The sequence below is a fragment of the Streptomyces sp. NPDC002643 genome, from assembly GCF_053592555.1.
Genome location: NZ_JBSFVY010000012.1, coordinates 257,074 through 278,792, shown reverse-complemented (window position 1 = coordinate 278,792; position 21,719 = coordinate 257,074). Strand labels below are relative to the sequence as shown.

Here is a 21,719-nt window from a genome sequence, read left to right as displayed (position 1 = left end):
ACCCACTTACGCCCAGGAAACCGATCTGTTTTTCTGAGTGGAAACAGATCGGTTTCCGGCCGATGGTCGGCCCATGCCCAGCGACTAAGAGGAAAAGTGAGTACCGGCAGCCGGCTGGGGGAGGGTCATCACGGGGTACGCCCTGGCGTTCGGCAGCCTGCTGTTGCTCGGGGGCCGACTCGGTGACCTGTTCGGCCGGCGTACGACCTTCGTGACCGGCCTGATCGGTTTCGCGGCCGCGTCCGTCGTCGGCGGCGCGGCCGACAGCTTCGAGATACTCGTCGCGGCACGCGTGGCCAAAGGCCTCTTCGCCGCGCTGCTCGCGCCCGCGGCGCTCTCGCCGCTCAGCGTGACCTTCACCGACCCGGCCGAACGACCGAAGGCCTTCGGCATCTTCAGTGCGCTGTCCGGTGCGGGCGCCGCGGTCGGACTCCTGCTCGGCGGCATGCTCACCGAATGGGCGTCATGGCGCCGGGTGATGTACGTGAACGTCGTCTTCGCGGGCGTCGCACTGGTCGGCGCGTTACCGCCGCTGGCCAAGCCCGCACACACCGAGCGGCCCAAGATCGACATTCCTGGCACCGTCGTGGTGAGCGCCGCGCTGTTCGGCATCGTCTACGGGTTCGCGCACGTCGAATCCACCAGCTGGACCGACCCGGTCGCCCTCGGCTCCATGATCAGCGGCGTGGCGCTGCTCGCGGTGTTCGCCCGGCTGGAGCTTCGGGTCGCGCATCCTCTGCTGCCGCTGCGCGTCGTGCTGGACCGGACCCGAGGGGGTTCGCTCCTGGCCGTGTTCGTCCTGGGCATGGGGATGTTCTCGATCTTCCTGTTCCTGACCCACTACCTGGAGGCCAGCATCGGCTACTCGCCGATCGAGGCCGGTCTGTCCTTCCTGCCGATGGTCGGCGGCATCGTCTCCTCGTCGACCACGGTGCCTTCGCTGCTACTGCCCAGGGTCGGCCCGAAGGTCGTGGTCATGGCCGGCTTCCTGGTCTCCGCGTCCGGTATGGCCCTGCTGACCCGGCTCACGCTCGACAGCGCCTACGTCGCCGACATCATGCCGGGCATGATCCTGCTGGGTCTCGGTATCGGTGCGGTGATGACCACCTCGTTCCAGGGCGCGACCGCAGGCGTGCACCACGAGGACGCGGGCGTCGCCTCGGCGCTGATCAACACCAGCCAGCAGGTGGGCGGCTCGATCAGTACGGCGCTGCTGACCGCCGTTGCCTCATCGGCCGCGACCGACTACCTGTCCTCGCACGAGCCGGGCGCACCGACCATGGCCCAGGCCGGGGTCGAGAGCTACACGGCCACCCTGGCGTGGGGCGCCGGGATCTTCGTGGTCGGTGCGGCGCTCACGGCGTTCCTGATGCCGAATTCGGCTCCGGCGCCGTCGGAAGGGGAGCCTGTGATCGCCCACTGAGCCGAGCCGGAGACCGCGACGGGGGTGCCGACGCCCGGACGCACCCCCATCAAGGCGCCGCCCTGCTGCCACCGCTGCCACCGCTTCCACTTCCACCGCTTCCTCGCAGCGTCCGCCGCGAACCGATCGTAAACCGATCGGTTTCCAGGGGGTCGGAATCGAGTTAACCTCGCCATATGACCACCGAAGCAATGCCAAGCTCCCGAGAGCGACTGCTGGAGGCAGCGGCGGCGCTCACCTACCGAGACGGCGTCAACATCGGCGTCGACACGCTGTGCAAAGCGGCGAGGGTGTCGAAGCGCTCCATGTACCAGCTGTTCGAGAGCAAAGGCGAACTGCTGGCGGCGAGCCTGGAGGAGCGCGCCTCCGCCTATGTGACGGCACTCCTTCCCGCGACGGACGACAACCGTCCACCCCGCGAGCGCATCCTGCACGTCTTCGAGCAGGCGGAAGCACAGGCGGGCGCACCCGACTTCCAGGGCTGCCGGTACCTCGTCGTGCAGATCGAACTCAAGGACCCGAGCCACCCCGCGAGCCGCGTGGCCCACCAGGTCAAGGCGAATCTGACAGCCTTCTTCCGCGCCGAGGCCGAGCAGGGCGGGGCGGGCGACCCGGACCTGTTGGCCCGGCAGCTGATCCTGGTCTTCGACGGCGCGAGCGCCCGCGCGGGGATTCAGGCCGACAACCTGACCGGGCTCGTCGTGCCCACCGTGACCACCCTGCTCGACACGGCGGGCGTGCGCTGACGCGTCCCCGTTCGGAACGCCCCCTATCAGGGGACAGCGGGTATGGCGCGGATGACCGGCTGGAGAGCGAGGCCGTCGTGCTTGTTCGCGCCGGACACGGCGACGGCGAGCGGGATGGCCCGGGTATCGGACAGTGCGTGCGGCTTGCTGCTCCTACCGGACGTCGGCGCCAGGCACAGCCGCTGGTCAGCGCGTACACCACTGCCGTGAACACGGCCAAACATCAAGTCACGTGAGACAGCCTCTACGCCTTGATCGGTGCGGCCGACCTGGCGGCCTGCTCGATCTTCGCGCGGTAGGCCGCACGGGCTTCCTCGTCGATCCGCTGCTCGTGCTCGGCGCGCACCCCGGTGCGGCCGTCGAGGCCCTCGCGCAGGATGTCGGCGTGCCCGGTATGCCGGATGGACTCGCCGAGGACATGGACCAGGACGGCGAACAGGTTCGTGTTGGGACAGGGCTCCGGCCACCACGGCACATGGCCGGGGGCGTCGAGGGGAAGCTCGTTGATCGTCGCGTCCGAGTGTTCCCACGTGCGCCGGTAGAACCCGATGATCTGATCGCGGGTCTCGTCCTCGGCCGCCCACAGATCGCTGCCGTTGGAGTGGTCCTGCCAGCGGGGCAGCGGTTCCGGGGAAGGGCGGTCGAAGACCTCGCCGAAGTACCTGGCCTCGACGGTGGCCACGTGTTTGACCAGGCCGAGGAGGTTGGTCCCGGTCGCCGTCAGAGGTCGGCGGGCGTCGTATTCGGACAAGCCGTCGAGTTTCCAGAGCAGCGCCTCGCGGTCCCGCCGCAGTCTCCCGTGCAGGTCGTCTTTCGCGAATTCATCGATCATGCGACATGAGCCTGCCATGGGCTGCTCAACATATTCAGGGCGTAGAACTTCTCTTCTCTGAATTCGCACCCACTGCTCATGGGCGACCCGTCTACTTGGCGAGCTGCGGGTACAGCCCGGCCAGGTCGCCGGCCAGGCTCGCCTTGACCTGGCGGGAGATGTGGCCGCCGCCGAAGCACGGTGACGTCCTGCGCCTGGGCGGCGGCTGCCACGGACGCCGGGTCGGTGACCTCCAGCGCCACCGGGACCGCGTCCGGGTGCGTCACACCGCGCGGGTCGCGGGCCGTGGCGTAGACCTTGCCGGCAACAAACGTCAGCCCCCCCCTTCCCGGTCGCAGCCCCAGGCAGATGCCGTGCTGTCCGGTCGATGGGTCGCGTGCGAGGATGTCGGCCGTGACCGAATCGTCGTCCTTATCTGTCGCCGAGGACAGGCATCGTGACCGCGGCCTGGGTTCCCGTGCCGCTGTCGCGCTCGTGTTCGGGTCCTCGGCCGCGGTCCTGGTGGTCGAGATCGTCGCTCTGCGGCTGCTGGCTCCCTACCTCGGCCTCACCCTTGAGACCAGCACCGTGGTGATCGGCATCGCGCTCACGGCGATCGCCATCGGCTCCTGGCTCGGTGGGCGCATGGCCGACCAGGTCGATCCGCGTCGGCTCCTGGGCCCCTCGCTCGGGGTGTCGGGAGCGGTCGTGGCGCTCACCCCCGCCGTGCTGCGCACCACCGCGGAGTGGGCACCGGCGTTGCTGCTGTTGATCGCGTCGCTGACCATCCTCGTGCCGGGCGCGTTGCTCTCCGCGGTGACGCCGATCGTGACGAAGTTGCGTCTCACCAGCCTCGCCGAGACCGGGACGGTCGTCGGCCGGCTGTCCGGCGTCGGCACCGTCGGCGCCATCGTCGGCACTGTCCTCACCGGTTTCGTCCTCGTATCGCGCTTGCCGGTCAGCGGCATCCTGATCGGCCTCGGAACACTGCTGGTGGTCGGCTCGGCGCTGGTCGAGTGGCGCACGCGCGGGTGGAGCGGCGCCCCCGCCCTGACGCTCGTGGTCGTCGCCGGCGGCCTCGCCACCGTGGTCGCGCCCGGTGGCTGCGACGCGGAGACCAGGTACCACTGCGCACGGGTCGTCACGGACCCCGACCGGGACAGCGGCCGCACGCTGGTTCTGGACGGTGTGCGGCACTCGTACGTCGACATCGACGATCCGACCTTCCTGGAGTTCGCGTATGTGCGTGCCATCGCGTCGGTGGTCGACACCGCCTTTCCCGAAGGTGAGCCCCTCGCCGCCCACCATCTGGGCGGTGGCGGACTCACCCTGCCCCGTTACCTCGCCGCCACGCGGCCCGGGACGCGCAGCCTCGTGTCCGAGATCGACAGCGGGGTCGTACGCATCGACCACGAGCGGCTCGGTCTGAGACCGGAGGCCGGTATCGACGTACGCGTCGAGGACGGACGGCTCGGCCTGCGGCGGCTGGAGACCGGCAGTCGGGACCTCGTCGTCGGCGACGCCTTCGGGGGCGTCAGCGTGCCGTGGCACCTCACCACGGTGGAAGCGATGACCGACGTACGGCGGGTGCTCGATGAGGACGGCCTGTACGTCGCCAACCTCATCGACCACGGTGACCTGGACTTCGTCCGTGCCGAAGTGGCCACCCTCGGCGAAGCCTTCGAGCATGTCGCCCTCGTCGGCGAACCCGCCGTCATCGGCCTCGACCCGACGGCCGCTTCCGACGGCGGCAACCTCGTGGTGCTCGCCTCCGACCGCCCCGTCGACCTGCGCGCGACACAGGATGCGCTGGACGCCCGGCGGACCGGCTGGAAGATCACCACTGGCGACGCGCTGACCTCGTGGATCGGCGACGCCCAACCGCTCACCGACGACTACGCGCCCGTCGATCAGCTCCTCCAGCCGTCCAGCACGCGGCGTGGCCAGTGACCGGGTCTGGTCCGAGGGCCCTCGGGCTCTACTTCGGGTCGCGGTCGAACAGGGACTTGGACCAGAGGTAGCCGAGGGCCGCGAGGCCGACGCACCAGGCGAGGGCGAGCCAGCCGTTGTGGCCGATCTCGGTGCCGAGGAGGAGGCCGCGCAGGGTCTCGATGGCCGGGGTGAAGGGCTGGTACTCGGCGATCGGCTGGAACCAGCCCGGCATCGCGTCGACCGGCACGAACGCGCTGGAGAGGAGGGGCAGGACCATCAGCGGCATGGCGTTGTTGCTGGCGGCCTCGGGGTTTGGGCCGGACAGGCCCATGCCGACCGCGATCCAGGTGAGTGCCAGGGAGACCAGGGCCAGCAGTCCGAGCGCCAGGCTCCACTCCAGGACGGTGGCGTTCGTGGAGCGGAACCCGATCGCCACGGCGACGGCCCCGACGAGAACCACGCTCATCACGCACTGCAGCACGCTGCCGACGACGTGCCCGATGAGTACCGAGCCGCGGTGGATCGCCATCGTGCGGAAACGGGCGATGATGCCCTCGGTCATATCCATGGAGACGGACACCGCGGTGCCGATCGTGGTGCCGCCGATGGTCAGCATCAGGATGCCCGGGACCAGATACGCGAGGTACTCGGACCTGCCGCCGCCTCCGTCTCCGAGACCGGCGCTCATGGTGTCGCCGAAGATATAGACGAAGAGCAGCAACAGCATGACCGGCGTGAGCAGCAGATTCAGTGTCATGGACGGGTAGCGCCGCGCGTGCAGCAGATTCCGCCGCAGCATCGTGGACGAGTCGCGCAGGGCGAAGGAGAGGTGGCTCATCGGGCGGACTCCTTGGTCTGGTCGGTGCCGCCGGTCAGGGCGAAGAAGACGTCGTCGAGGTCCGGGGTGTGCACGGTCAGCTCGTCCGCCTCGACTCCGGCCGCGTCCAACCAGTCGAGGATCGAGCGCAGTTCGCGCTGGCTGCCGTCGCTGGGGAGTTGGAGGGTGAGCGCCGCGTCGTCCCGGACGGCTTCGCCCAGGGTGGAGGCGGCGCTCCGGTACGCGACCGGGTCGGTGAAGCGGAGTCGTACGTGTCCGCCGGGGACGATCCGCTTCAGCTCCTCGGCGGTGCCCTCGGCGACGATCCTTCCGTCACTCAACACCGCGATGCGGTCGGCGAGTTCGTCGGCCTCCTCCAGGTACTGGGTGGTGAGGAAGACGGTCGTACCACCGGAGACCAACTCGCGGATGGTCTGCCACATGTTGTGGCGGGCACGGGGGTCGAGGCCGGTGGTGGGCTCGTCGAGGAAGATGATCCTCGGGTCGCCGACCAGGGTCATGGCGATGTCGAGGCGGCGCTTCATACCGCCGGAGTAGGTGGAGGCCGGTTTCTTCGCCGCCTCCGTGAGGTCGAAGCGCTCCAGCAGTTCGGCCGCCACCCGCCGGCCCTCGCCCCGCGAGAGGTGGTGCAGGTCCGCCATCAGGAGCATGTTCTCCTCACCGGTGATCAGCCCGTCCACCGCCGAGAACTGCCCGGTGACCCCGATCGCGGCCCGCACCGCCTGCGGGTCGGCGGCAAGGTCGTATCCCGCTACCTGGGCCTCTCCGCCGTCGGCGCCGATGAGCGTGGACAGGATCTTCACGACGGTGGTCTTGCCGGCACCGTTGGGCCCCAGCAGGGCGAACACCGATCCGGCCGGGATACGCAGATCGATGCCGTCGAGGACGGTCTTGTCGCCGTACGACTTGCGCAGCCCGACGGCGGAGACGGCCGCCGGGGAGACGGCTGTACTGGATGTGGGCATGACAGATGAAGGCATGAGGCCTCCCGTTCGAAGGATGAGGTGGTGGCTGGGGGACGGGTGTGAGACGGGGCTGGTGCCCGAGGGGGCGAGGGGCGCTCAGGCTTTGGCGCGGAAGATGTCGATGTTGCCCCAGTTGGTCCGTGCGCGGACCTTGACCGTGTCCTCGGTCCGCTCCGGGGCCTCGGAGGCGGCGAGGGTGTTGCGTACCAGCCCGCGGTGGGAGCTGACGTCGAGCCAGGCGGCGGTGCCCTCGCGGACGCCGATCTCGATGGAACCGTTCGAGGTCTCCAACTGGACCTCGCCATGGGCGACTTCGGCGACACGGAGGACACCGTTGGTGGCGGTTCCGGTGACCGACGCCTCGGCACACGCGATGTCGATGGCACCGTTGGCGCCGCTCACCCGCAGCTCGCCGTGGACCACGCCGACGTTCGTGTTGCCGTTCGAGTTCTTCAGGACGGCGGGGCCGTCGACGGTGCCGACGCGCAGGTTGCCGGAGCTGGTGCTGATCTCGGCCTTGCCCTCGATCCGGTCGACGACGACCGAGCCGTGGGAGGCGGTCAGCTCGACCGGACCGGTGGTGTCGAGGCGGACGTCGCCGACCGAGGTCTTCACCCGGACCTCGCCGAGCCGGCCCTCGCCGAGCACCTGGGCCCAGGCGCCGGTCACCTCGACATGTGACCCTGTCGGCAGTTCGACGGTCACGTCGGCGACTCCGGAGGGCCCGATCATGCGGCGCTCCTTCGTCCTGACGGTCAGGACGCCGCCGGTGAATGCGACCTCGGTCTGCTCGGCGGCCCGTACGTCCTTGTCCTTCTTCGGGTCGCGGGGGCGCACCTCGACGACGGTGTCGAGGCGGTCGCCCGCGGCGAGCCGGAGAGAGCCGGCGGCCACGTGGGCGTCGACCGAGATCGGTTCGGGAGTGTCGAAAGAAGGCATGGCTGTCCCGTCCTCTTGAGTCCTTGGGGCGTCCCCGCTGGTGGGACGTGGTGCGGGTGAAGGGGTGCGGGCGCGGGCGCGGCTAGCGCACCCAGCCCGTGTAGCTCTGTCCGACGTTCTGGGCCCTGCCCGGTGTACGCGGCCCGGTTCCGCCGTCGACCGCGGCGGACACGGCGCGCACCAGCCACGCGTTGACCGACAGGCCCTCGCGGTTCGCGGCGTCCTCGGCGCGCGTCTTGAGGTGGGCCGGCAGCCGAAGGTTGACGCGGGCGGTGCCGCCCTCGTCTCCGTCGGCCGGGGCCCTGAGCGGTTCGAGGGGCGCGGCCGGCTCCACCGGGGCGGCGCCCTCGGCGGACGGCAGTGTCACCACGAAGTCGGGGTCGAGTCCGCGCAGTCGTACGTCGACCGAGCCGGGGGCGAGTTCGCGGGTGATCTCGTCCATCGCCGCGGAGAGCACGTTGAGCATGACCAGCCGGGTCGCCGACTCCAGTGGAGCGGTCAGCCTCTCGGCCAGCTCACGGGCTTCGTCTCCTCCGGCTTCGGCAGCCACCGCGAGCTCGCGGCGGAGGTTGTCGACATACGGGGTGAGGTCCATAACGCCATGATGGCACCACAGTGGCGCCAATGACAAGCCTTGATGGCGCCAACAGGGCGTGAACGGCGATAGGCGCGACCTCACCTGCACGAACACGAGGAGGCCGACCCCCTCGCTGCGCAGCCCGGTTCAGTACGCTCTCGCACGCCTTTTGTGGCACAACATGGCACCGGACGGCACCAAGTGGCACCACCCCGCACCCCGCAGTGGAAGAGATCGGAAGGGATCGGAGGTGACCAGGCAGGCAGCCCTGGTTCAGCCTGCTCAGCACACCAGCAGGCCCCGTTCCCCCAGCAGTGGCAGGACGTGGTCCCTGACCGCCGGAGCCAGGTCGATGCCGTCCTCGGCACCGGAGATCCATCGCAGGTGGGCCAGTTCGGCGGCGGGGCGGGGCGTGCGGCTGATGCCGGCTTCGTACACCGTCATTCTCATCGGCACCCCTTCGAGCGCCGCGATGGCCTCGATGTCGGCCAGCAGGCGCGGCTCGACAGGGCGGACGCCGAGTTCCTCGTCCAGCTCGCGTGACAGCGCGTCCAGCGGCTTCTCTCCCGGATCGGGCTTGCCGCCGGGCAGGTAGAAGATCTCCGGGGCCGCCTGCTTGCTCACGACCAGGAGCCGTCCGGACCGTACGACGGCGGCCGCCACGACGACCAGCGGCGCTCCCTCGTCGTCCCCTGCCGGAACAGGCACTGCGGCACGTCGCGTCATGCGCCCCATTCTCTTCCAGACACCGGACCGCCCTCCGACCTGCCCGGGTATTCACCGGTGTCGCCTCCGAGCCGGACACGCTCAGTCCGCCGCTCGGCTGCGGCACGGACGGCAACTCGGACTTCAGGGCCGTCCGGCGAGCGGCTGGGCCGCGTACGTGATGCGGACGACGCCGTCGGCGTGCCGCTCCGTGTGGCCGCGTACGCCGAACACGTCCCGGAGGAGATCCGGGGTCAGGACCTCCAGTACGGGTCCCGCCGCGACCACCTCGCCCTCGTACAGCACGACGAGGTGGTCGCAGAGCCGGGCGGCGAGGTCGAGGTCGTGCAGGACGGCGAGGGTGGTGATGCCGGTGCTGCGGATCAGGTCCAGGAGTTCGAAGCGGGCGCGGATGTCGAGGTGGTTGGTGAGTTCGTCCAGGACGAGGAGCCGGGGTCGCTGGGCCAGGGCGCGGGCCAGGAGGACGCGTTGGCGTTCGCCGCCGGAGAGGGTGGCGTAGTCGCGGTCCGCGAAGGGGCCGACTCCGCAGCGGTGGACCGCCTCGGCGACGGCTTCGCGGTCCTCGGTGCCGTCGCGGCCCATCAGCCCGTGGTGGGGGGTGCGGCCCAGGGCGACGATCTCCCGCACGCTCAGGCCGGTGGTGGTGCCGGAGTCCTGGAGTACGGCCGCCGTGCGGCGCGCGGCGGTGCGGGCGGACAGCTCCCATACGTCGTCGTCGCCCACCCTGACCGCGCCGTCGGCCGGACGCAGGGAGCGGTAGACCGTGCGGAGCAGGGTGGATTTGCCGCTGCCGTTGGGGCCGGCGAGCCCGACGATGTCGCCCTCGGCGGCCTCCAGGTTCACATCGCGGAGGATCGGCTCGCGGCCCAGGGTGATGTGGAGCCGGTCGACGGTCAGTTTCATACGGTGTCCAGCCCTCGTCGCGGCTTCGACGGGTTCGACGGGTTCATCGGCTTCATACGGTGTCCAGGGCCTCGGCGCCGTTTCGGCGGTCTCATACGGTGTCCATGCCCTTGTCGCGGCGCAGCAGCCACAGGAAGAAGGGGGCGCCGAGCAGGACGGTGAGGATGCCCAGCGGAAGTTCGTCGGGGCGGTTGAGGGTGCGGGAGAGCAGGTCGACGACGACCAGGTAGGTGGCGCCCAGCAGTGCCGTCAGCGGCAGCAGTCTGCGGTGGTCGGCGCCCGCGGTGAGACGGACCAGGTGGGGGATCATCAGGCCGACGAAGCCGATGCCTCCGGCGACGGCGATGACGGTGCCGGTGAGCAGCGCGCTGAGGACGAGCAGGATCGCGCGCAGCCGGTTGACGTCCACGCCGAGCGCGGTGGCGGACTCGTCCCCGGCCAGCAGGGCGTTGAGCCGCCGTCCGAACAGGGTCAGCACGACGGTGCTGGTCAGAACCACCACCGTCACGGTCGGCAGTTGGTCCCACTGGGCGCCGGCGACGCTGCCGAGCATCCAGAACATCACGGTCCGCAGCTCGGTCGGGGTGGCCATCAGCTGGACGAAGCTGGTCAGCGAGAGGAAGACGGAGCCGACGACGACCCCGGCCAGGACCAGCCGGGTGGGGGCCAGTCGGCCCCGGCGCTGTCCCAGGGCGAAGGCGAGGACGCCGGCCGCGAGGGCTCCGGCGAAGGCCGCGCCTGACACCCCGAGGCCGCCGAAGCCCGCGAGCGCGGCCCCGCCGAGGGTGATGACGAGCACCGCGCCGAGGGAGGCGCCATAGGAGAAGCCCAGGACGATGGGGTCGGCGAGGGGGTTGGCGACCAGGGTCTGCAGGACCGCCCCGGTGACGGCGAGGCCCGCGCCGACGAGGGCGGCCAGGGCGACGCGGGGTGCCCGGAACGTCCACACGATCTGGTCCAGGGCGGGGTCGCCGGTGGCGCCCTGCCCGGTGATGTGGTGCAGCAGGACGGCCCATACTTCGGACACCGGGATGGTGACCGCCCCGATGCTCACGGCCACCACCATGACGGCGACGAGCACGACCAGAAGGCCGGCCACCGCCAACGGCAGGCCCAGTCGGCCCGGCCCGAGGCTCAGAACTTTCCGGGGTGCAGCATCTTGGCGATCTTCTCCACGGCCAGGTCGTTGCTCGGACCGAGGTACATCGAGTCCGACAGCGCCACGTACGTGTTGTTCTTCGCGGCCGGCCACTGGGGGAACTCCTTCAGCAGGTGCTCGGCGTAGGCCGCCGGGTCCGGGTCGTTGTAGGCGATGACGACGACGGCGTCGACGTCGGTGGCGGCCACCTTCTCCTTGCTCAGGTCGGCGAAGGTGGTCCGGGAGGCGTCCTCGAAGGCGTTGGCGGCACCGGCCTTGGCGAGGATGTCGTTGACGATGCCGTTGGAGACGACCGAGCTGAAGTCGTTGCCTCCCATGGCCATGTGGGAGAAGAGCACCATGACCTCGGGCCGCTTCTCCCCCTCGACCCGGTCCGTGACGGCCGCGATGTTCTTCTCGGCGGCGGCGATCAACTCCTCGGCCCGGTCGGCGACGTCGAAGATCCTCCCCATGTCGCGCAGCAGCTGGTAGCTGTCGGCGACGGTCATCCTGGAGGGTTCGTCGTCGCACCCTTGCGGGGAGACATAGCTGTTGGCGCCGATCTCCTTCAACTGCTCGCGGGTGGCGAAGCCGTTCTTCTGGTCGAAGCCGTACGAGGTGACGGACAGGACGAGATCGGGGCGCAGACCGAACATGGCCTCGCGGGGAATGTCGTAGGCGTCGTTGAGCTTCACGTCACCGGTGGGCAGGGCCTTGATGGCGGCGGCACGGCCCGCGACCTCGGACCTGCCGTAGCCCTGCTGGTTGGCGACGATCCTGTCCTGGAGGCCGAGGGCGAGAAGCGTGGAGACCTCCGCGACCGAGGCGCCGTTCATGACGACGACCCGGCTGGGGGGCTTGGTGAACGTCTCGGACACCCCGCAGTTGTCGAGGGTCACCGGATAGCCGGGGTTCGCGGCGGCCGCGGCCGGGTCGTCGCCCGCGCCGGCCGTGCCGGTCGGGTCGGCGCACGCCGTGGTGACCAGACAGAGGGCGCCGGCCAGGGCTACGGCGACCGGCCGTTTCTTCGACATGCGGGACTCCTTGGCGCGAGCGTGCGCGGTGCTCGTGGGGCGACGGGTTCTGTTGCAGTAGTCGGGGGGAGGGACCCGTGAGTTCCCGTGGTTTCACTTCGACCGGGCGCCGGTGCCCCGGGCGAGCGGTGGCACCGGCGCCCGGTGGCCTTACGCCGCCACGGCGACGGGTCCCCGCGATTCCCCGGCGCGGGCGCGGGCGTCGGCGTCGGCGTCGGCGAGGAGCCCGATCAGCGTCGCCCGGGCCCGTGCCACCCGCGAGCGGATCGTTCCGACGGGGCAGCCGGTGATCTCGGCGGCCTCCTCGTAGGGCAGCCCGGCCAGTTGGGTGAGGACGAACGCCCGGCGGCGCTCGGCGGGCAGCGCGTCCAGCAGATCGAGCAGCGCCACACCCTCCTCGAAGCCGGGCAGACCGGCCGGGCGGGCCCGCTCGGCCCATGCCGTCCAGTCCTCCGCGTCGGCCAGGCGCGGGCGGGAGGCGGCGTACCGCAGGCTGTCGACCACCGTGCGGCGGGCGATGGACAGCAGCCAGGTGCGCGCCGACGAACGCCCCTCGAACCGGTGCAGGCTGCCGAGCGCCCGCAGGAAGGTGTCCTGCGCCAGGTCGTCGGCGAGCTGACGGTCGGAGGAGAGGTAGGTGATGTAGCGGACGACGTCGGGGCGCAGGGCCCGTACGAACCGGTCGACGGCGTCGGGGTCGCCACCACGGGCGGCCAGCGCCCAGGCCGTGGCCGACTCGTCGCACGATGCCGTCCGGTGCCCCTCGCCGCGCGTCGCGCGGGAGGCGGGCAGAACAGGAGTGATCACCTGTGTGTCCTTCTCGGGTTGTCCGGGACCGATCCGGCACAGCGGCGGGTCCGACCGTACGTCGGTCGTCGCACGCACGACCGCGCGTCGGTACGGCGGTACGCACGACCGCGCATCCATACGGCGGCACGCGCGACGGCGCATCCGTACGGCGGCGAAGGGACCGCGACCGGCACGGCGAGCCCGCGCCGGGCCGCGTCGTACGCCACTGCTGCGGCATCCCGGAACTGAGGGATGTGGGATGTGGGGTCGTACGCCTTGCGAGGTGAACGACCCCGGCCCGAAGACCTGTCCTGCCCCCGGCACCGACGTCGCGGGCCCGTGGGACGGGGACTGCCTCGGGGAACCGGCTGTCTCAGACGACAGCGGTCCCGGCCGGAGGCCCCCGAGAGATGATCGTGTGGGCGAGCGTCAGACGCGGCACCCGCTCCGCGCGCTCGCGCATCGGCCGTGGACGCGGCCAGTGCGGCGGCGGGGCCGCCAGGGCGGTCGACAGCCGCAGGGGAGCGGCCAGCCGGCAGGCGAGGGCCCGCAGGACACGGAACGCGGCCCGCTCGCCGTGGCCCAGCCACAGACCGCTCAGTACGGCGGCGAGCGTGTGCGCGGCGAGCATGCCGAACGACGACGAACCGCCGCCCGTGCCATGGGCCATGTGACCGAGGTGCGCCGCGTGGTCCATGCCGCTCACACCGGCGGAGCCCATCGAACCCATGTCCATGGAGTCCGTGACGGGCGTCGTCGCCGTCGGCTGGACCAGTGAGAACACCGAGTGGAGCGTGCCCTGGGCGAGGACGACGGCGGACATCACCAGCGGGAGCCCGCGTTCACGGCCGGCCAGGCACCAGCCGAGGCCGCTCGTGGCGACGCACCCGGCGGCCAGCGTCCACCAGGGAACGGTGGAGCCCGACATCAGTACGTGGCCGAGGGCGGCGAGCAGCACGCAGACGGCCGCGAACATCGCGGACCGCGCCGTGCGCATACCCCACCCCACCGTCATGACGGCCTCATCCTCGCATCCGGGCTCCGCTCGTCACCGGGTGAGTACGCACGGCACCGGTGCCCGCCACTCAACCCCGATCAGGTGATCCAGATCACGCCATCGCGCCGGAACTCGACGGGCGCCCCGGCCGACTTCCTGAAGGCGAGGCGCAGTGCGGGGAGTCGCCGGTGTCGCGGTTCTTGACGCGGTAGGGGACGTAGTCGCCGTACGCATGGAGAGCCTCGGCCATGTCACCGTGTTCCCGCCGGCGTCCGGTCAGGACGGCTCAGGCGTACGGTGGACCTCCTGGGGGCACGGCGGCGGAGAGCGGTGAACGTCCATGCGATCGAGGTCCGAGCGCTCCGACGACGTCGACAGCACCCCCGAGGTCCGGTGGACCCCGCCTGCGGGCCACGGGCTCGCCGAGGTACGCGTCGTCGCGGCGGACCCCGCCACGGCCCAACGGGTCGCCGATGTCCTGCGCCGGGTGTTCCCCTCCGACGAACCCCGCAGCTATCCCACCGGCCCGGACGGGCGCGGCACCCTGCTCCATCTGACGGTCGACACCCGCCCCGCCGCCGACGCCCCGTCCGCGCCCTCGCCCTGGCTGGACAGCAGCCGTTCCCAGGGCCGACGCACGCACACCGACGAGCCCGGCGGACGGCCGCAGGAGTAGCGTGGGACGTGAGTCCGGGACGTCGGCTCCCGGCCTCGTCGGCCCATGGCCGTGAGCCGCTGCCGGAACGGCACAGGCAGGTGAGCACAGTGCCCGGTACCGATCCCCCGCCCGCGTCGGGACTCCTTCCGGACGGCATCCACGCGTCCGTACGGCCGGGGACCGCCCTTCTGCGGTTGGAGACGACACATGAGCGGCGCGGGGTCCTCGACGGTGCGTGGTGGCCGCGTTCCCGTGACATCGCCGCCGAACTGCCCGGTCTGGTCAGCGCGCTGACCGAGCACCTCGGGCCCGTCGCCCGGGTCGGCCTGGACTCCGCCGCCTGGGACGGACTCCCTACGCGCCTGGTCGTCGACGGCCGGGTCGTGCACATCGACGCGTCCTCCGTGGGCGACGACACCGTCCTGGTCACCCGAGGCGGTCAGGACCTCTTCTCCCTGCTCGTCGTACCACCGGACACGCCGCCCGGCGCGGCACGGGCGGCGATGGGCCAGGCGGCGCGTGCCGACAACCTCAAAGCGGCCGGGCAGATCCTCGTCGACACCGTGGGCGAGCCCCGCTCCCACCCCCTCGGCGGCGGACACAGGGGGCGGGCATGATCCGCGCGGCCGATGTCCGGGAGTGGCGCGAACACGACGTGGTCGACCCCAAGGGGCGGAAGATCGGCATTCTGGAGGCCGTCTACGTGAACACGGCCACGGACGAACCGGCCATGGCCACGGTCCGTACGGGGCTGCCCACCCGTCAGCGTCTGGTCTTCGTGCCGCTCGACGAGGTGGTCCTGGGGCCCGGGTATGTGAGGGTCTCCCATGCGAAGGGGACGGTGCGGAAGGCGCCTTCGATCGGGACGGACGACGTACTGCCCGCCGATCAGGAGGAGACGATCTTCCACTACTACGACATGGCGTACCGGCCGGGCGTCCATGGCGAGCGTCAACTCGCGCGCCGCTGAGCGCCGGAGGTGATCGGGTCGATGGTGACCTTTCTGCTGCTCCTGCTGGTGGCCGTCGTTCTCGGAATCATCGGTGCGGCGGCGGACGGCATGGGCTATCTGCTGGCCATCGGTGTCGTGCTCTTCCTGGCCGATGTGGCGTTCGTCGCGGTGGTCGGGTCACGGCGCGTTCGCCGGCGCGCCGTGCGCTGACCGTTCGGCCCTGGTCCGTGTCGCGCCGGCCGTTCGGCCCGGACTCCGCGAGGGGGAAAGTCTGTCACCGCGAGGGCAACTGTCCGGCCTCCCCCGGAGTTAGGGTTGTCGCACGAGGCAGACGGGTGGACGAGTGCCGGCCCCTTCGGAGCAAGGAGGCCGCGCACGGCCGGACCCTTCGCCGCGTCCCCGGAACGAAGGTGCCATGCCCGCTGAGAACGCCCCTGTCGCCGGGAACCTCGACGACGACGACTACCCCGCCTACACCATGGGCCGGGCCGCCGACATCCTCGGGATCACCCCGGCCTTCCTCCGAGCCGTCGGCGAAGCCGAGCTGATCACTCCCCTGCGTTCGGAGGGCGGCCACCGCCGGTACTCCCGCCGTCAGTTGCGCAGGGCCGCCCGCGCCCGTGAACTCGTCGACCAGGGCACCCCCATCGAGGCCGCGTGCCGCATCATCTCGCTGGAGGATCAGCTCGACGACGCCCTGCGCCTGAACCGGGAAATGCGCCGCGAGCTGGACGCGGACGGTGCGGATATCTAGTCCGGCGGTCACAGAAATCCGACACACGGCGGAATGAGCATTAATGGACGATCCAGAAAATCCCATGGACCCCTCCATCCGACCCTGTGTTAACGTGACAGCAGTTGCAGTTCTGGTTGCCGGAGATTTGATTCTTTGCAGAGCTTTCCGGATCTTTCCGGAGGGGTGATCACAGCGGCGACTCGGAATCCGTAAAGTGCGGAGTCCGACACTGCCCCAAAGGGAGATTCACTATGGCAGCCGGCACCGTGAAGTGGTTCAACTCGGAAAAGGGCTTCGGCTTCATCGAGCAGGACGGCGGCGGCCCGGACGTCTTCGCCCACTACTCGAACATCGCCACCCAGGGCTTCCGCGAGCTTCAGGAAGGCCAGAAGGTCAGCTTCGACGTCACGCAGGGCCCGAAGGGCCCGCAGGCCGAGAACATCGTTCCCGCCTGACGCTGACGCGGATCGTTCGAACGAGGCCCGCACTCTTGGGGTGCGGGTCTTTTCGTATTTCCCTTCAACTCCTTCTTGTGAATCCTCGGGCGGCTCCCCATCACTCGACGGAATTCCTCGATACGCCGCATCGAGGAAGATTCCTCCATGAGCCGCACCCCTCACACCGGTAGCAGTTCCGGCCTATTCCGTACCGACGGAAATTCCATGCGCTCGGCAGTGTTTCCCCCGACTCCCGAATCCGTCACCGGCGTGTCCGTGACCATCGCCCGCCGCGTCTACCCCGTGACGCAGGTCGGGTGCGAGCCGACGAGGAGGCGCCAGGCTGGTGACTCACGGGACACCTGGCCCGGAAGCTCCGTGGAAGGAGCGGGTGGCCGAAGTCCCGCGCGACTACGAGCAACCGGGGCTGTTCGCCGCCGCGTTCGCCCCACGCCGAGGCAGCGGCGATCACTTCGAGGACTGCTGGATGGCCTTCAGGACCTGGCCCGGTCCGTCCTCGGCCGCCATGTGTTGCGTGACGGCCGCGACGGCTCGTGTGTACGTCTGCCGCCGCACGACGAGGTCGAGCGCGCCGGCGAGCCGTTCCGTGGTGAGGGACCGGAAGGGGATCGGATCGGTCGCCGCTCCGATCGCGGCGAGCCGACCCGCCCAGAACGGCTGGTCCGCGGTCACCGGCACGGTCACCGCGGGAACTCCGGCGCGCAGCGCGGCCGCCGACGTGCCCGCGCCCGCGTGGTGAACCACCGCGGCCAGCCGTGGGAACAGCACGGCGTGCGGTACGTCCTCGATGGTGAGGATGTCGTCGTTGTCGGCCGCGAGTCCGGCGGCACCGGACTGCAGGATGCCGCGCAGCCCGGCACGGCGCAGGGCTCGTACGGCGATCTCGCTCAGGCGCTCCCCCTCGCCGGCGGCCATGCTTCCGAAACCGATGAGGACGGGACGGGGACCGTCCGCCAGGAAGTCCTCCAGGTCCGGGGGCAGCCGGTCGGCGGCGTCGACGTGGGGCCACCAGTTTCCGACGACCTCCAGGCCGGGACGCCAGTCGGAAGGGCGTGGCACCAGTGCCGTACTGAAGCCGTACAGGACTGGCCAGTTGGCCTGTTCCTGCCGTCGGCGTGTCGCGGAGGCGGCGAGCGGGGGCAGTCGCAGGCGGTCACGCAGATCCCGGGTCGCCCGCGCGTAGACGCGGTCGGTCATGTGGAGGGCCAGGCGTCCGGCCACGCGGTTGGCGGCGCGGTTGCCCAGGGAGCGGGGGCTCATGACCACGGGCGGGAAGTCGCCGGTCGGTGCGGTGGGCTGAAGGTACACACCGAGGCTCGGTATGCCCGTGGCCTCGGTGATGTGCCAGCCGAGCGGGGCCGTGGTGGCCGACAGCAGGAGCAGATCCGCGCCGTCGGCCACCGCGTCGGCGAAGCCCCGGCCCAGTTCGGTGATGAACGCGGCGGCGGCGCGCATCAGGTCACGTCGGCTCCTCGCGCCCCCGTGGGCCCGTGTGTCGGCGGGGAGAGGGCGGAATTCCAGCCCGGCGTCGCGTACGAGGGGCGCGAAGGCGTCCGTGGTGGCCAGGGCGACGTCGTACCCGGCACGGCGCAGCGCGGCACCCAGACCGGTGTAGGGCGCGACGTCACCGCGCGATCCGGCGGTGGCGATCAGGATTCTCATGGCTCTTCTCGCTCTTCACTGTCTCTTCGGCCTTCTCGGTCTTCCCGGCCTTCCCGGTCCTCCTGGGGATCGGTGCGGAGACCGGCACGGCGGGACGCGTTGGCGTGGACCGCCTCGCGCAGGTAGGCGGCGAGGTTCGCGCGTTGCTGCGACAGTGGTACGACGAGGGCGAAGGCGCGGGGGTCGGCGGTGAAGTCGTCCGCTACGCGCCGGTGCATGTCGGGGGGACAGCGTGTGAACCAGCGGGTGAGATGGCGACGGTGCTCCTCGGCGAGGTTCATGGCCCGTTCGCCGTCGCAGGGTTCCCCCTCGTCGAAGGCCGCGAGCAGCTCCGTGCGCCAGGCGGCGGCCTCGCCCATGAGCTGCCGCCAGTCCTCCTTGGTGTGGGTGTCCGCCCGCGTCATCGCATCGCGGTGCCCCTCCGAACCCCGCCACTTCGACGCGGCCTCGGTGGCGTAGCTGAGGTCGAAGGTGATCTCTCCGAAGACGTCGAGACGTTCCTCGGGGGTCAGCGAAACACCCGTCCGCTGGACCTCGATGGCCCGCTCGGTGACGTCGGCGAGCCGTTGCAGCCTGGCGATCTCGTCCCTCAACTGCCCTTGCCGGGTCCGTAGATGCTCCAGGGCCCTCGCTTGGGAGTCCGCGAGAATGTCGGCGACGTCGTCGAGGGAGAAACCCAGTGCCCGGTAGAAGAGGATCTGCTGGAGTCGGGCCAGGTCGGCGTCGTCGTAGAGGCGATAGCCGGCGTGGCTGCGGCCGCCGGGTGAGAGCAACCCCGCCTTGTCGTAGTGGTGCAGCGTACGCACGGTCACCCCGGCGAGCGCGGAGACCTGACCCACGGAGTAGTCCATGCATCTGCCCTTTCGTTCGACTCCAGCCTCAAGCCTGACGTAAGGGGAGGGTCAACCGGCCCGCCGCTCGTCCCGGACGGGCCCGCACCACACCGTGCGGCGAGCGCCTGCCCGTTGTTTGCGTATCCGTCGAATGTTCCGTCCGCCCGAGGGGGTGCGTTCCACGATGGGTCGCGCACGGTTCGATGTTCGATGTGTGGAGGAGGAACAGATGCAGGTCCATCACAAGGTGGCGGGACTCGTCGCGGGGGCGGGTCTGGCCGTCGGCTCGCTGCTGTTCGCGGCGCCGGCGCAGGCGGACGTCCCGGCTCAGGCCGCCGGTTCCGCCGAGTCGGCGCGGGGCGGCGAGCAGACGCTGACCGCGCCGCCGGCTCCGGCGGGCGCGCGGGCGGACGTGGGTGTGCTGGCGACATCGCCGACGGTGTCGCCGTCGGCCGAACAGATCCGCTACGTCTCGTCGGGCTCCGACTACACCTGCTCGTACGGCAGGCTCTGCACCCGCGTGTGGGACCCGGTCCGCGGCGCGTGGAAGGTGTTCGACCTCTACGTCTGCCGCACGTACTCGCTGTCGTACTGGAACGGCACCGGCGGCTACGTCAACAACCAGACCACCGGCACCAAGGCGTACTTCTACAACTCCAGCGGCACGGTCATCAAGACCTCGACCGCGTTCAACTCCAGCACCTCGTACAACTGGACCCCGGTCTGGAAGATCAAGAACTGCTGATCCGCACGGGGGTTGGCGAAGCGCCCGTCTCGGGTCCGGCCGAGGCGGGCGCTTCGCCGCGCCTCGGCCGTCTCACGGGCTTCGGCTGTCCCACGAGTCTCGGCCGCCTCACCGGCCTCGGCCGTCTCACGTTCCGTTGAGCAGTGCCTCTCCCAGCGGTGTCCGGCGGTGGAGTACCGAGTGGCCCTGCCGGAAGGAGCTGACCAGGCCCGCTTCGCGCAGCACCGCGGCGTGGCGGCTCGCGCTGGCCGGGGAGAGCAGCAGCGAGGCGGCGATCCCGCTGGTGGACATCGGCCGGCCGAGTGACTCCAGTACCAGGGTCCGGGTCAGTCCGAGCAGCCGGTGCAGCCGCTCCTGCGAGCCGATTCCGCCGTCGGCCTCCGCCAGCCAACCCGGCGCCGGTGCGAGCGGATGGACCAGGACCGGAGGGAGGTCGGGCGCGGCCAGGGTGACGGGCCACCGGGTGCAGAAGAACGACGGAATCAGCGTCAACGGGCGGCCGTCCAGCACCAGTTCACGGTCGAAGGGGTAGCCGCAGTCGAGTCGGCCGTCCTGCCAGGTCAGCTCCGGCTGATAGCTGGCCAGCAGCCCCTCCGCGCCCCTGGCCAACGCCGAGTCGGCGCGTGCCGAGCGGTCCGCCCCGAGGGCGTGGTCGGTGGCCGTCCGGTACGGCGCCACCGCCACCGCGTGATAGCGGCGCACCGCCGCCCCCAGCCGGTGCAGCACCTCGCTCCCGCCTTCGGCCAGCCGACGGGCCGCCGCCGGCGCCGGCCGGTCCCCGTAGAGCCGGGCGAGTTCCTGTCTCAGGCGCTGTGCGGGTGTGGAGAGCACGGCGTCCAGAGCCGTGTCCGGATCGGGGTCGCCCAGTCCGGGGGTGAGGAAGTCCGGAAAGTAGGAGGCGCTGGGGCACAGCTCCATCAGCGCCCTGGTCGTCCGTAACAGCCCCGCCCGCGTCAGCGCCTCGCGCACCCGTTTCCGCCAGGGGTCGAAGACCAGCGCCGAGTGCCGGTTCTGCAGCAGCTGCAGGCTGAGCACCACGTCCCACATGAAGTCGCCGTTGCCCGCCACCCGCAGCCGGTTGAGGTCGTCCGTGCCGAAGTCGATACGCAGCATGTCTCCATGTCCCCCCGCACTTCTCCGCGTTGGCTCCCGGTGAGATTCCTTGAGATGCCCCTGTGGAGACACCGCTGGGACAGACGGGGAGGCGATGAGAGGTGGTTCCGGACAGCGGCGGGATGTCCGAAAACCAGGGGAACCACAAGGAAGCCGGAACACCGGGCGTCACCGTCTGAACTGGGCCTTTCGACCCTCGTCAAAGGTCGTGGAAGGCGCGGGGCGGGGGCTGCCAGAGTCACTGGCGAAGCACATCGGGCAGGGCGACCAGCGCCCGCCGCCCGACCGTTCGTCGACAACCGATGGGGGAAGTCATGAAGCGAACCTTCGTCGCCGGGGCCCTGGCCATCGCCTCGGCCGCCGCGACCTGTGTGGCCCTCGCGCCGGCGGCGTCCGCCGCCGAGATGGGCGCACAGGCCTGTGTCACCTCGACTCTGACCACGGGGTACCGGGGATCGAGCACCATCCTCTCCAAGGCCAACAGCAGCTGCGGTGACCTCAACCTCACCTACTCCAACAACTCCACCTCCCGCACCTACGACCGCTACGCCGGCCGCCTTCTCTGGGACAGCGGCTGGCGCACCTGCGCCAAGGGCTACGTCTACGCCGCGGACGGCAGCCACAGCATCAACGACTCCACGTACTGGCTGTGCACCGACGTCGCGGACGGCACCCGGTTCGGCGTGGCGAGCTACTACGACGGCGGCGACACGGTCCGGATCACCCACTGATCCCGACCCGCCG

At 70.6% G+C, this 21,719-nt stretch carries 25 protein-coding genes and 2 pseudogenes; 11 read left to right on the top strand and 16 right to left on the bottom strand.

Annotation, left to right across the window (positions count from 1 at the left end):
* Positions 1–118: 118 nt before the first annotated feature.
* Positions 119–1,423: pseudogene (locus ACWD4G_RS20565) on the top strand (MFS transporter); the annotation flags it as partial.
* Positions 1,424–1,599: 176 nt separating this feature from the next.
* Positions 1,600–2,169, top strand: coding sequence for a TetR/AcrR family transcriptional regulator (locus ACWD4G_RS20560; RefSeq protein WP_451295330.1), 570 nt, complete (start codon positions 1,600–1,602; stop codon positions 2,167–2,169).
* 244 nt (positions 2,170–2,413) lie between these two features.
* Here the strand turns inward: ACWD4G_RS20560 and ACWD4G_RS20555 are convergent, their stop codons facing one another.
* Together ACWD4G_RS20555 and ACWD4G_RS20550 are read right to left on the bottom strand one after the other, a co-directional pair.
* Positions 2,414–3,001: a DinB family protein gene (locus tag ACWD4G_RS20555; RefSeq protein ID WP_451295328.1), complete on the bottom strand. Its 588-nt coding sequence runs from the start codon at positions 2,999–3,001 to the stop codon at positions 2,414–2,416.
* A 173-nt stretch (positions 3,002–3,174) separates the two neighbouring features.
* A pseudogene (locus ACWD4G_RS20550) lies at positions 3,175–3,306 on the bottom strand (short-chain dehydrogenase); the annotation flags it as partial.
* A 79-nt stretch (positions 3,307–3,385) separates the two neighbouring features.
* On the opposite strand from ACWD4G_RS20550, the gene ACWD4G_RS20545 reads away from it, so the two are divergent.
* Entirely contained in the window at positions 3,386–4,930 is a 1,545-nt protein-coding gene (locus ACWD4G_RS20545) for a fused MFS/spermidine synthase (RefSeq protein WP_451295326.1), read from the top strand.
* A 28-nt stretch (positions 4,931–4,958) separates the two neighbouring features.
* Here ACWD4G_RS20545 and ACWD4G_RS20540 read toward each other — a convergent pair whose 3' ends face one another.
* From ACWD4G_RS20540 to ACWD4G_RS20490, 11 genes are all read right to left on the bottom strand, one after another.
* Positions 4,959–5,750, bottom strand: coding sequence for an ABC transporter permease (locus ACWD4G_RS20540; protein ID WP_451295324.1), 792 nt, complete (start codon positions 5,748–5,750; stop codon positions 4,959–4,961).
* Entirely contained in the window at positions 5,747–6,730 is a 984-nt protein-coding gene (locus ACWD4G_RS20535; protein ID WP_451295322.1) for an ATP-binding cassette domain-containing protein, read from the bottom strand. Before ACWD4G_RS20535 ends, ACWD4G_RS20540 begins: the two co-directional genes overlap by 4 nt.
* Before the next feature lie 81 nt (positions 6,731–6,811).
* The gene (locus tag ACWD4G_RS20530; RefSeq protein WP_451295320.1) at positions 6,812–7,654 is read right to left on the bottom strand and encodes a DUF4097 family beta strand repeat-containing protein; all 843 of its coding nucleotides are present in this window, start codon (positions 7,652–7,654) and stop codon (positions 6,812–6,814) included.
* 82 nt (positions 7,655–7,736) lie between these two features.
* Positions 7,737–8,249, bottom strand: a complete 513-nt coding sequence (locus ACWD4G_RS20525; protein WP_451295318.1) for a hypothetical protein — start codon at positions 8,247–8,249, stop codon at positions 7,737–7,739.
* A 264-nt stretch (positions 8,250–8,513) separates the two neighbouring features.
* Positions 8,514–8,957 carry an NUDIX hydrolase gene (locus ACWD4G_RS20520; protein WP_451295316.1) on the bottom strand — a complete coding sequence of 148 codons (444 nt, stop codon included), beginning with the start codon at positions 8,955–8,957 and terminating at the stop codon, positions 8,514–8,516.
* A 123-nt stretch (positions 8,958–9,080) separates the two neighbouring features.
* Positions 9,081–9,860 (bottom strand): ABC transporter ATP-binding protein, encoded by a 780-nt coding sequence (locus ACWD4G_RS20515; protein ID WP_451295314.1) that lies wholly within the window; start codon positions 9,858–9,860, stop codon positions 9,081–9,083.
* A 91-nt stretch (positions 9,861–9,951) separates the two neighbouring features.
* Positions 9,952–10,926: a FecCD family ABC transporter permease gene (locus tag ACWD4G_RS20510; RefSeq protein ID WP_451295386.1), complete on the bottom strand. Its 975-nt coding sequence runs from the start codon at positions 10,924–10,926 to the stop codon at positions 9,952–9,954.
* 68 nt (positions 10,927–10,994) lie between these two features.
* Positions 10,995–12,032, bottom strand: a complete 1,038-nt coding sequence (locus ACWD4G_RS20505; protein ID WP_451295312.1) for an ABC transporter substrate-binding protein — start codon at positions 12,030–12,032, stop codon at positions 10,995–10,997.
* A gap of 150 nt (positions 12,033–12,182) precedes the next feature.
* Entirely contained in the window at positions 12,183–12,839 is a 657-nt protein-coding gene (locus ACWD4G_RS20500) for a sigma-70 family RNA polymerase sigma factor (protein WP_451295384.1), read from the bottom strand.
* Positions 12,840–13,194: 355 nt separating this feature from the next.
* Positions 13,195–13,836: a hypothetical protein gene (locus tag ACWD4G_RS20495; RefSeq protein ID WP_451295310.1), complete on the bottom strand. Its 642-nt coding sequence runs from the start codon at positions 13,834–13,836 to the stop codon at positions 13,195–13,197.
* A gap of 94 nt (positions 13,837–13,930) precedes the next feature.
* The gene (locus ACWD4G_RS20490; protein WP_451295308.1) at positions 13,931–14,068 is read right to left on the bottom strand and encodes a hypothetical protein; all 138 of its coding nucleotides are present in this window, start codon (positions 14,066–14,068) and stop codon (positions 13,931–13,933) included.
* A gap of 90 nt (positions 14,069–14,158) precedes the next feature.
* Between ACWD4G_RS20490 and ACWD4G_RS20485 the strand changes: the two genes are divergently transcribed.
* From ACWD4G_RS20485 to ACWD4G_RS20460, 6 genes are all read left to right on the top strand, one after another.
* Positions 14,159–14,494: a hypothetical protein gene (locus ACWD4G_RS20485; protein WP_451295306.1), complete on the top strand. Its 336-nt coding sequence runs from the start codon at positions 14,159–14,161 to the stop codon at positions 14,492–14,494.
* A gap of 89 nt (positions 14,495–14,583) precedes the next feature.
* Positions 14,584–15,093, top strand: a complete 510-nt coding sequence (locus ACWD4G_RS20480; RefSeq protein ID WP_451295304.1) for a DUF5994 family protein — start codon at positions 14,584–14,586, stop codon at positions 15,091–15,093.
* The gene (locus tag ACWD4G_RS20475) at positions 15,090–15,446 is read left to right on the top strand and encodes a PRC-barrel domain-containing protein (protein WP_451295302.1); all 357 of its coding nucleotides are present in this window, start codon (positions 15,090–15,092) and stop codon (positions 15,444–15,446) included. Before ACWD4G_RS20480 ends, ACWD4G_RS20475 begins: the two co-directional genes overlap by 4 nt.
* A 21-nt stretch (positions 15,447–15,467) precedes the next feature.
* Complete coding sequence (locus tag ACWD4G_RS20470; RefSeq protein ID WP_451295300.1) at positions 15,468–15,638, top strand: hypothetical protein; 171 nt, start codon at positions 15,468–15,470, stop codon at positions 15,636–15,638.
* A gap of 205 nt (positions 15,639–15,843) precedes the next feature.
* Positions 15,844–16,182 (top strand): MerR family transcriptional regulator, encoded by a 339-nt coding sequence (locus tag ACWD4G_RS20465; RefSeq protein ID WP_451295298.1) that lies wholly within the window; start codon positions 15,844–15,846, stop codon positions 16,180–16,182.
* A 233-nt stretch (positions 16,183–16,415) separates the two neighbouring features.
* Positions 16,416–16,619, top strand: coding sequence for a cold-shock protein (locus tag ACWD4G_RS20460; protein ID WP_451295296.1), 204 nt, complete (start codon positions 16,416–16,418; stop codon positions 16,617–16,619).
* A 450-nt stretch (positions 16,620–17,069) separates the two neighbouring features.
* Here ACWD4G_RS20460 and ACWD4G_RS20455 read toward each other — a convergent pair whose 3' ends face one another.
* Both ACWD4G_RS20455 and ACWD4G_RS20450 read right to left on the bottom strand, forming a co-directional pair.
* Positions 17,070–18,284, bottom strand: coding sequence for a glycosyltransferase (locus ACWD4G_RS20455; RefSeq protein ID WP_451295294.1), 1,215 nt, complete (start codon positions 18,282–18,284; stop codon positions 17,070–17,072).
* Complete coding sequence (locus ACWD4G_RS20450; protein ID WP_451295292.1) at positions 18,281–19,135, bottom strand: MerR family transcriptional regulator; 855 nt, start codon at positions 19,133–19,135, stop codon at positions 18,281–18,283. Before ACWD4G_RS20450 ends, ACWD4G_RS20455 begins: the two co-directional genes overlap by 4 nt.
* Positions 19,136–19,346: 211 nt before the next feature.
* Here ACWD4G_RS20450 and ACWD4G_RS20445 point away from each other — a divergent pair, with 211 nt between their 5' ends.
* Positions 19,347–19,862, top strand: coding sequence for a hypothetical protein (locus tag ACWD4G_RS20445; protein ID WP_451295290.1), 516 nt, complete (start codon positions 19,347–19,349; stop codon positions 19,860–19,862).
* A gap of 126 nt (positions 19,863–19,988) precedes the next feature.
* On the opposite strand, the gene ACWD4G_RS20440 is transcribed toward ACWD4G_RS20445, so the two are convergent.
* Positions 19,989–20,975, bottom strand: a complete 987-nt coding sequence (locus ACWD4G_RS20440) for a helix-turn-helix domain-containing protein (RefSeq protein ID WP_451295289.1) — start codon at positions 20,973–20,975, stop codon at positions 19,989–19,991.
* A gap of 314 nt (positions 20,976–21,289) precedes the next feature.
* Here ACWD4G_RS20440 and ACWD4G_RS20435 point away from each other — a divergent pair, with 314 nt between their 5' ends.
* Complete coding sequence (locus ACWD4G_RS20435; protein WP_451295287.1) at positions 21,290–21,706, top strand: hypothetical protein; 417 nt, start codon at positions 21,290–21,292, stop codon at positions 21,704–21,706.
* The last annotated feature ends 13 nt before the right edge of the window (positions 21,707–21,719 follow it).

Excerpts from the sequence above, each read along its gene's own strand:
- ACWD4G_RS20560 (WP_451295330.1), top strand. The coding sequence starts at position 1,600 with ATGACCACCGAAGCAATGCCAAGCTCCCGAGAGCGACTGCTGGAGGCA.
- ACWD4G_RS20555 (WP_451295328.1), bottom strand. The coding sequence starts at position 3,001 with ATGATCGATGAATTCGCGAAAGACGACCTGCACGGGAGACTGCGGCGG.
- ACWD4G_RS20545 (WP_451295326.1), top strand. The coding sequence starts at position 3,386 with ATGTCGGCCGTGACCGAATCGTCGTCCTTATCTGTCGCCGAGGACAGG.
- ACWD4G_RS20540 (WP_451295324.1), bottom strand. The coding sequence starts at position 5,750 with ATGAGCCACCTCTCCTTCGCCCTGCGCGACTCGTCCACGATGCTGCGG.
- ACWD4G_RS20535 (WP_451295322.1), bottom strand. The coding sequence starts at position 6,730 with ATGCCTTCATCTGTCATGCCCACATCCAGTACAGCCGTCTCCCCGGCG.
- ACWD4G_RS20530 (WP_451295320.1), bottom strand. The coding sequence starts at position 7,654 with ATGCCTTCTTTCGACACTCCCGAACCGATCTCGGTCGACGCCCACGTG.
- ACWD4G_RS20525 (WP_451295318.1), bottom strand. The coding sequence starts at position 8,249 with ATGGACCTCACCCCGTATGTCGACAACCTCCGCCGCGAGCTCGCGGTG.
- ACWD4G_RS20520 (WP_451295316.1), bottom strand. The coding sequence starts at position 8,957 with ATGACGCGACGTGCCGCAGTGCCTGTTCCGGCAGGGGACGACGAGGGA.
- ACWD4G_RS20515 (WP_451295314.1), bottom strand. The coding sequence starts at position 9,860 with ATGAAACTGACCGTCGACCGGCTCCACATCACCCTGGGCCGCGAGCCG.
- ACWD4G_RS20510 (WP_451295386.1), bottom strand. The coding sequence starts at position 10,926 with ATGGTGGTGGCCGTGAGCATCGGGGCGGTCACCATCCCGGTGTCCGAA.
- ACWD4G_RS20505 (WP_451295312.1), bottom strand. The coding sequence starts at position 12,032 with ATGTCGAAGAAACGGCCGGTCGCCGTAGCCCTGGCCGGCGCCCTCTGT.
- ACWD4G_RS20495 (WP_451295310.1), bottom strand. The coding sequence starts at position 13,836 with ATGACGGTGGGGTGGGGTATGCGCACGGCGCGGTCCGCGATGTTCGCG.
- ACWD4G_RS20490 (WP_451295308.1), bottom strand. The coding sequence starts at position 14,068 with ATGGCCGAGGCTCTCCATGCGTACGGCGACTACGTCCCCTACCGCGTC.
- ACWD4G_RS20485 (WP_451295306.1), top strand. The coding sequence starts at position 14,159 with ATGCGATCGAGGTCCGAGCGCTCCGACGACGTCGACAGCACCCCCGAG.
- ACWD4G_RS20475 (WP_451295302.1), top strand. The coding sequence starts at position 15,090 with ATGATCCGCGCGGCCGATGTCCGGGAGTGGCGCGAACACGACGTGGTC.
- ACWD4G_RS20470 (WP_451295300.1), top strand. The coding sequence starts at position 15,468 with ATGGTGACCTTTCTGCTGCTCCTGCTGGTGGCCGTCGTTCTCGGAATC.
- ACWD4G_RS20465 (WP_451295298.1), top strand. The coding sequence starts at position 15,844 with ATGCCCGCTGAGAACGCCCCTGTCGCCGGGAACCTCGACGACGACGAC.
- ACWD4G_RS20460 (WP_451295296.1), top strand. The coding sequence starts at position 16,416 with ATGGCAGCCGGCACCGTGAAGTGGTTCAACTCGGAAAAGGGCTTCGGC.
- ACWD4G_RS20455 (WP_451295294.1), bottom strand. The coding sequence starts at position 18,284 with ATGAGAATCCTGATCGCCACCGCCGGATCGCGCGGTGACGTCGCGCCC.
- ACWD4G_RS20450 (WP_451295292.1), bottom strand. The coding sequence starts at position 19,135 with ATGGACTACTCCGTGGGTCAGGTCTCCGCGCTCGCCGGGGTGACCGTG.
- ACWD4G_RS20445 (WP_451295290.1), top strand. The coding sequence starts at position 19,347 with ATGCAGGTCCATCACAAGGTGGCGGGACTCGTCGCGGGGGCGGGTCTG.
- ACWD4G_RS20440 (WP_451295289.1), bottom strand. The coding sequence starts at position 20,975 with ATGCTGCGTATCGACTTCGGCACGGACGACCTCAACCGGCTGCGGGTG.
- ACWD4G_RS20435 (WP_451295287.1), top strand. The coding sequence starts at position 21,290 with ATGAAGCGAACCTTCGTCGCCGGGGCCCTGGCCATCGCCTCGGCCGCC.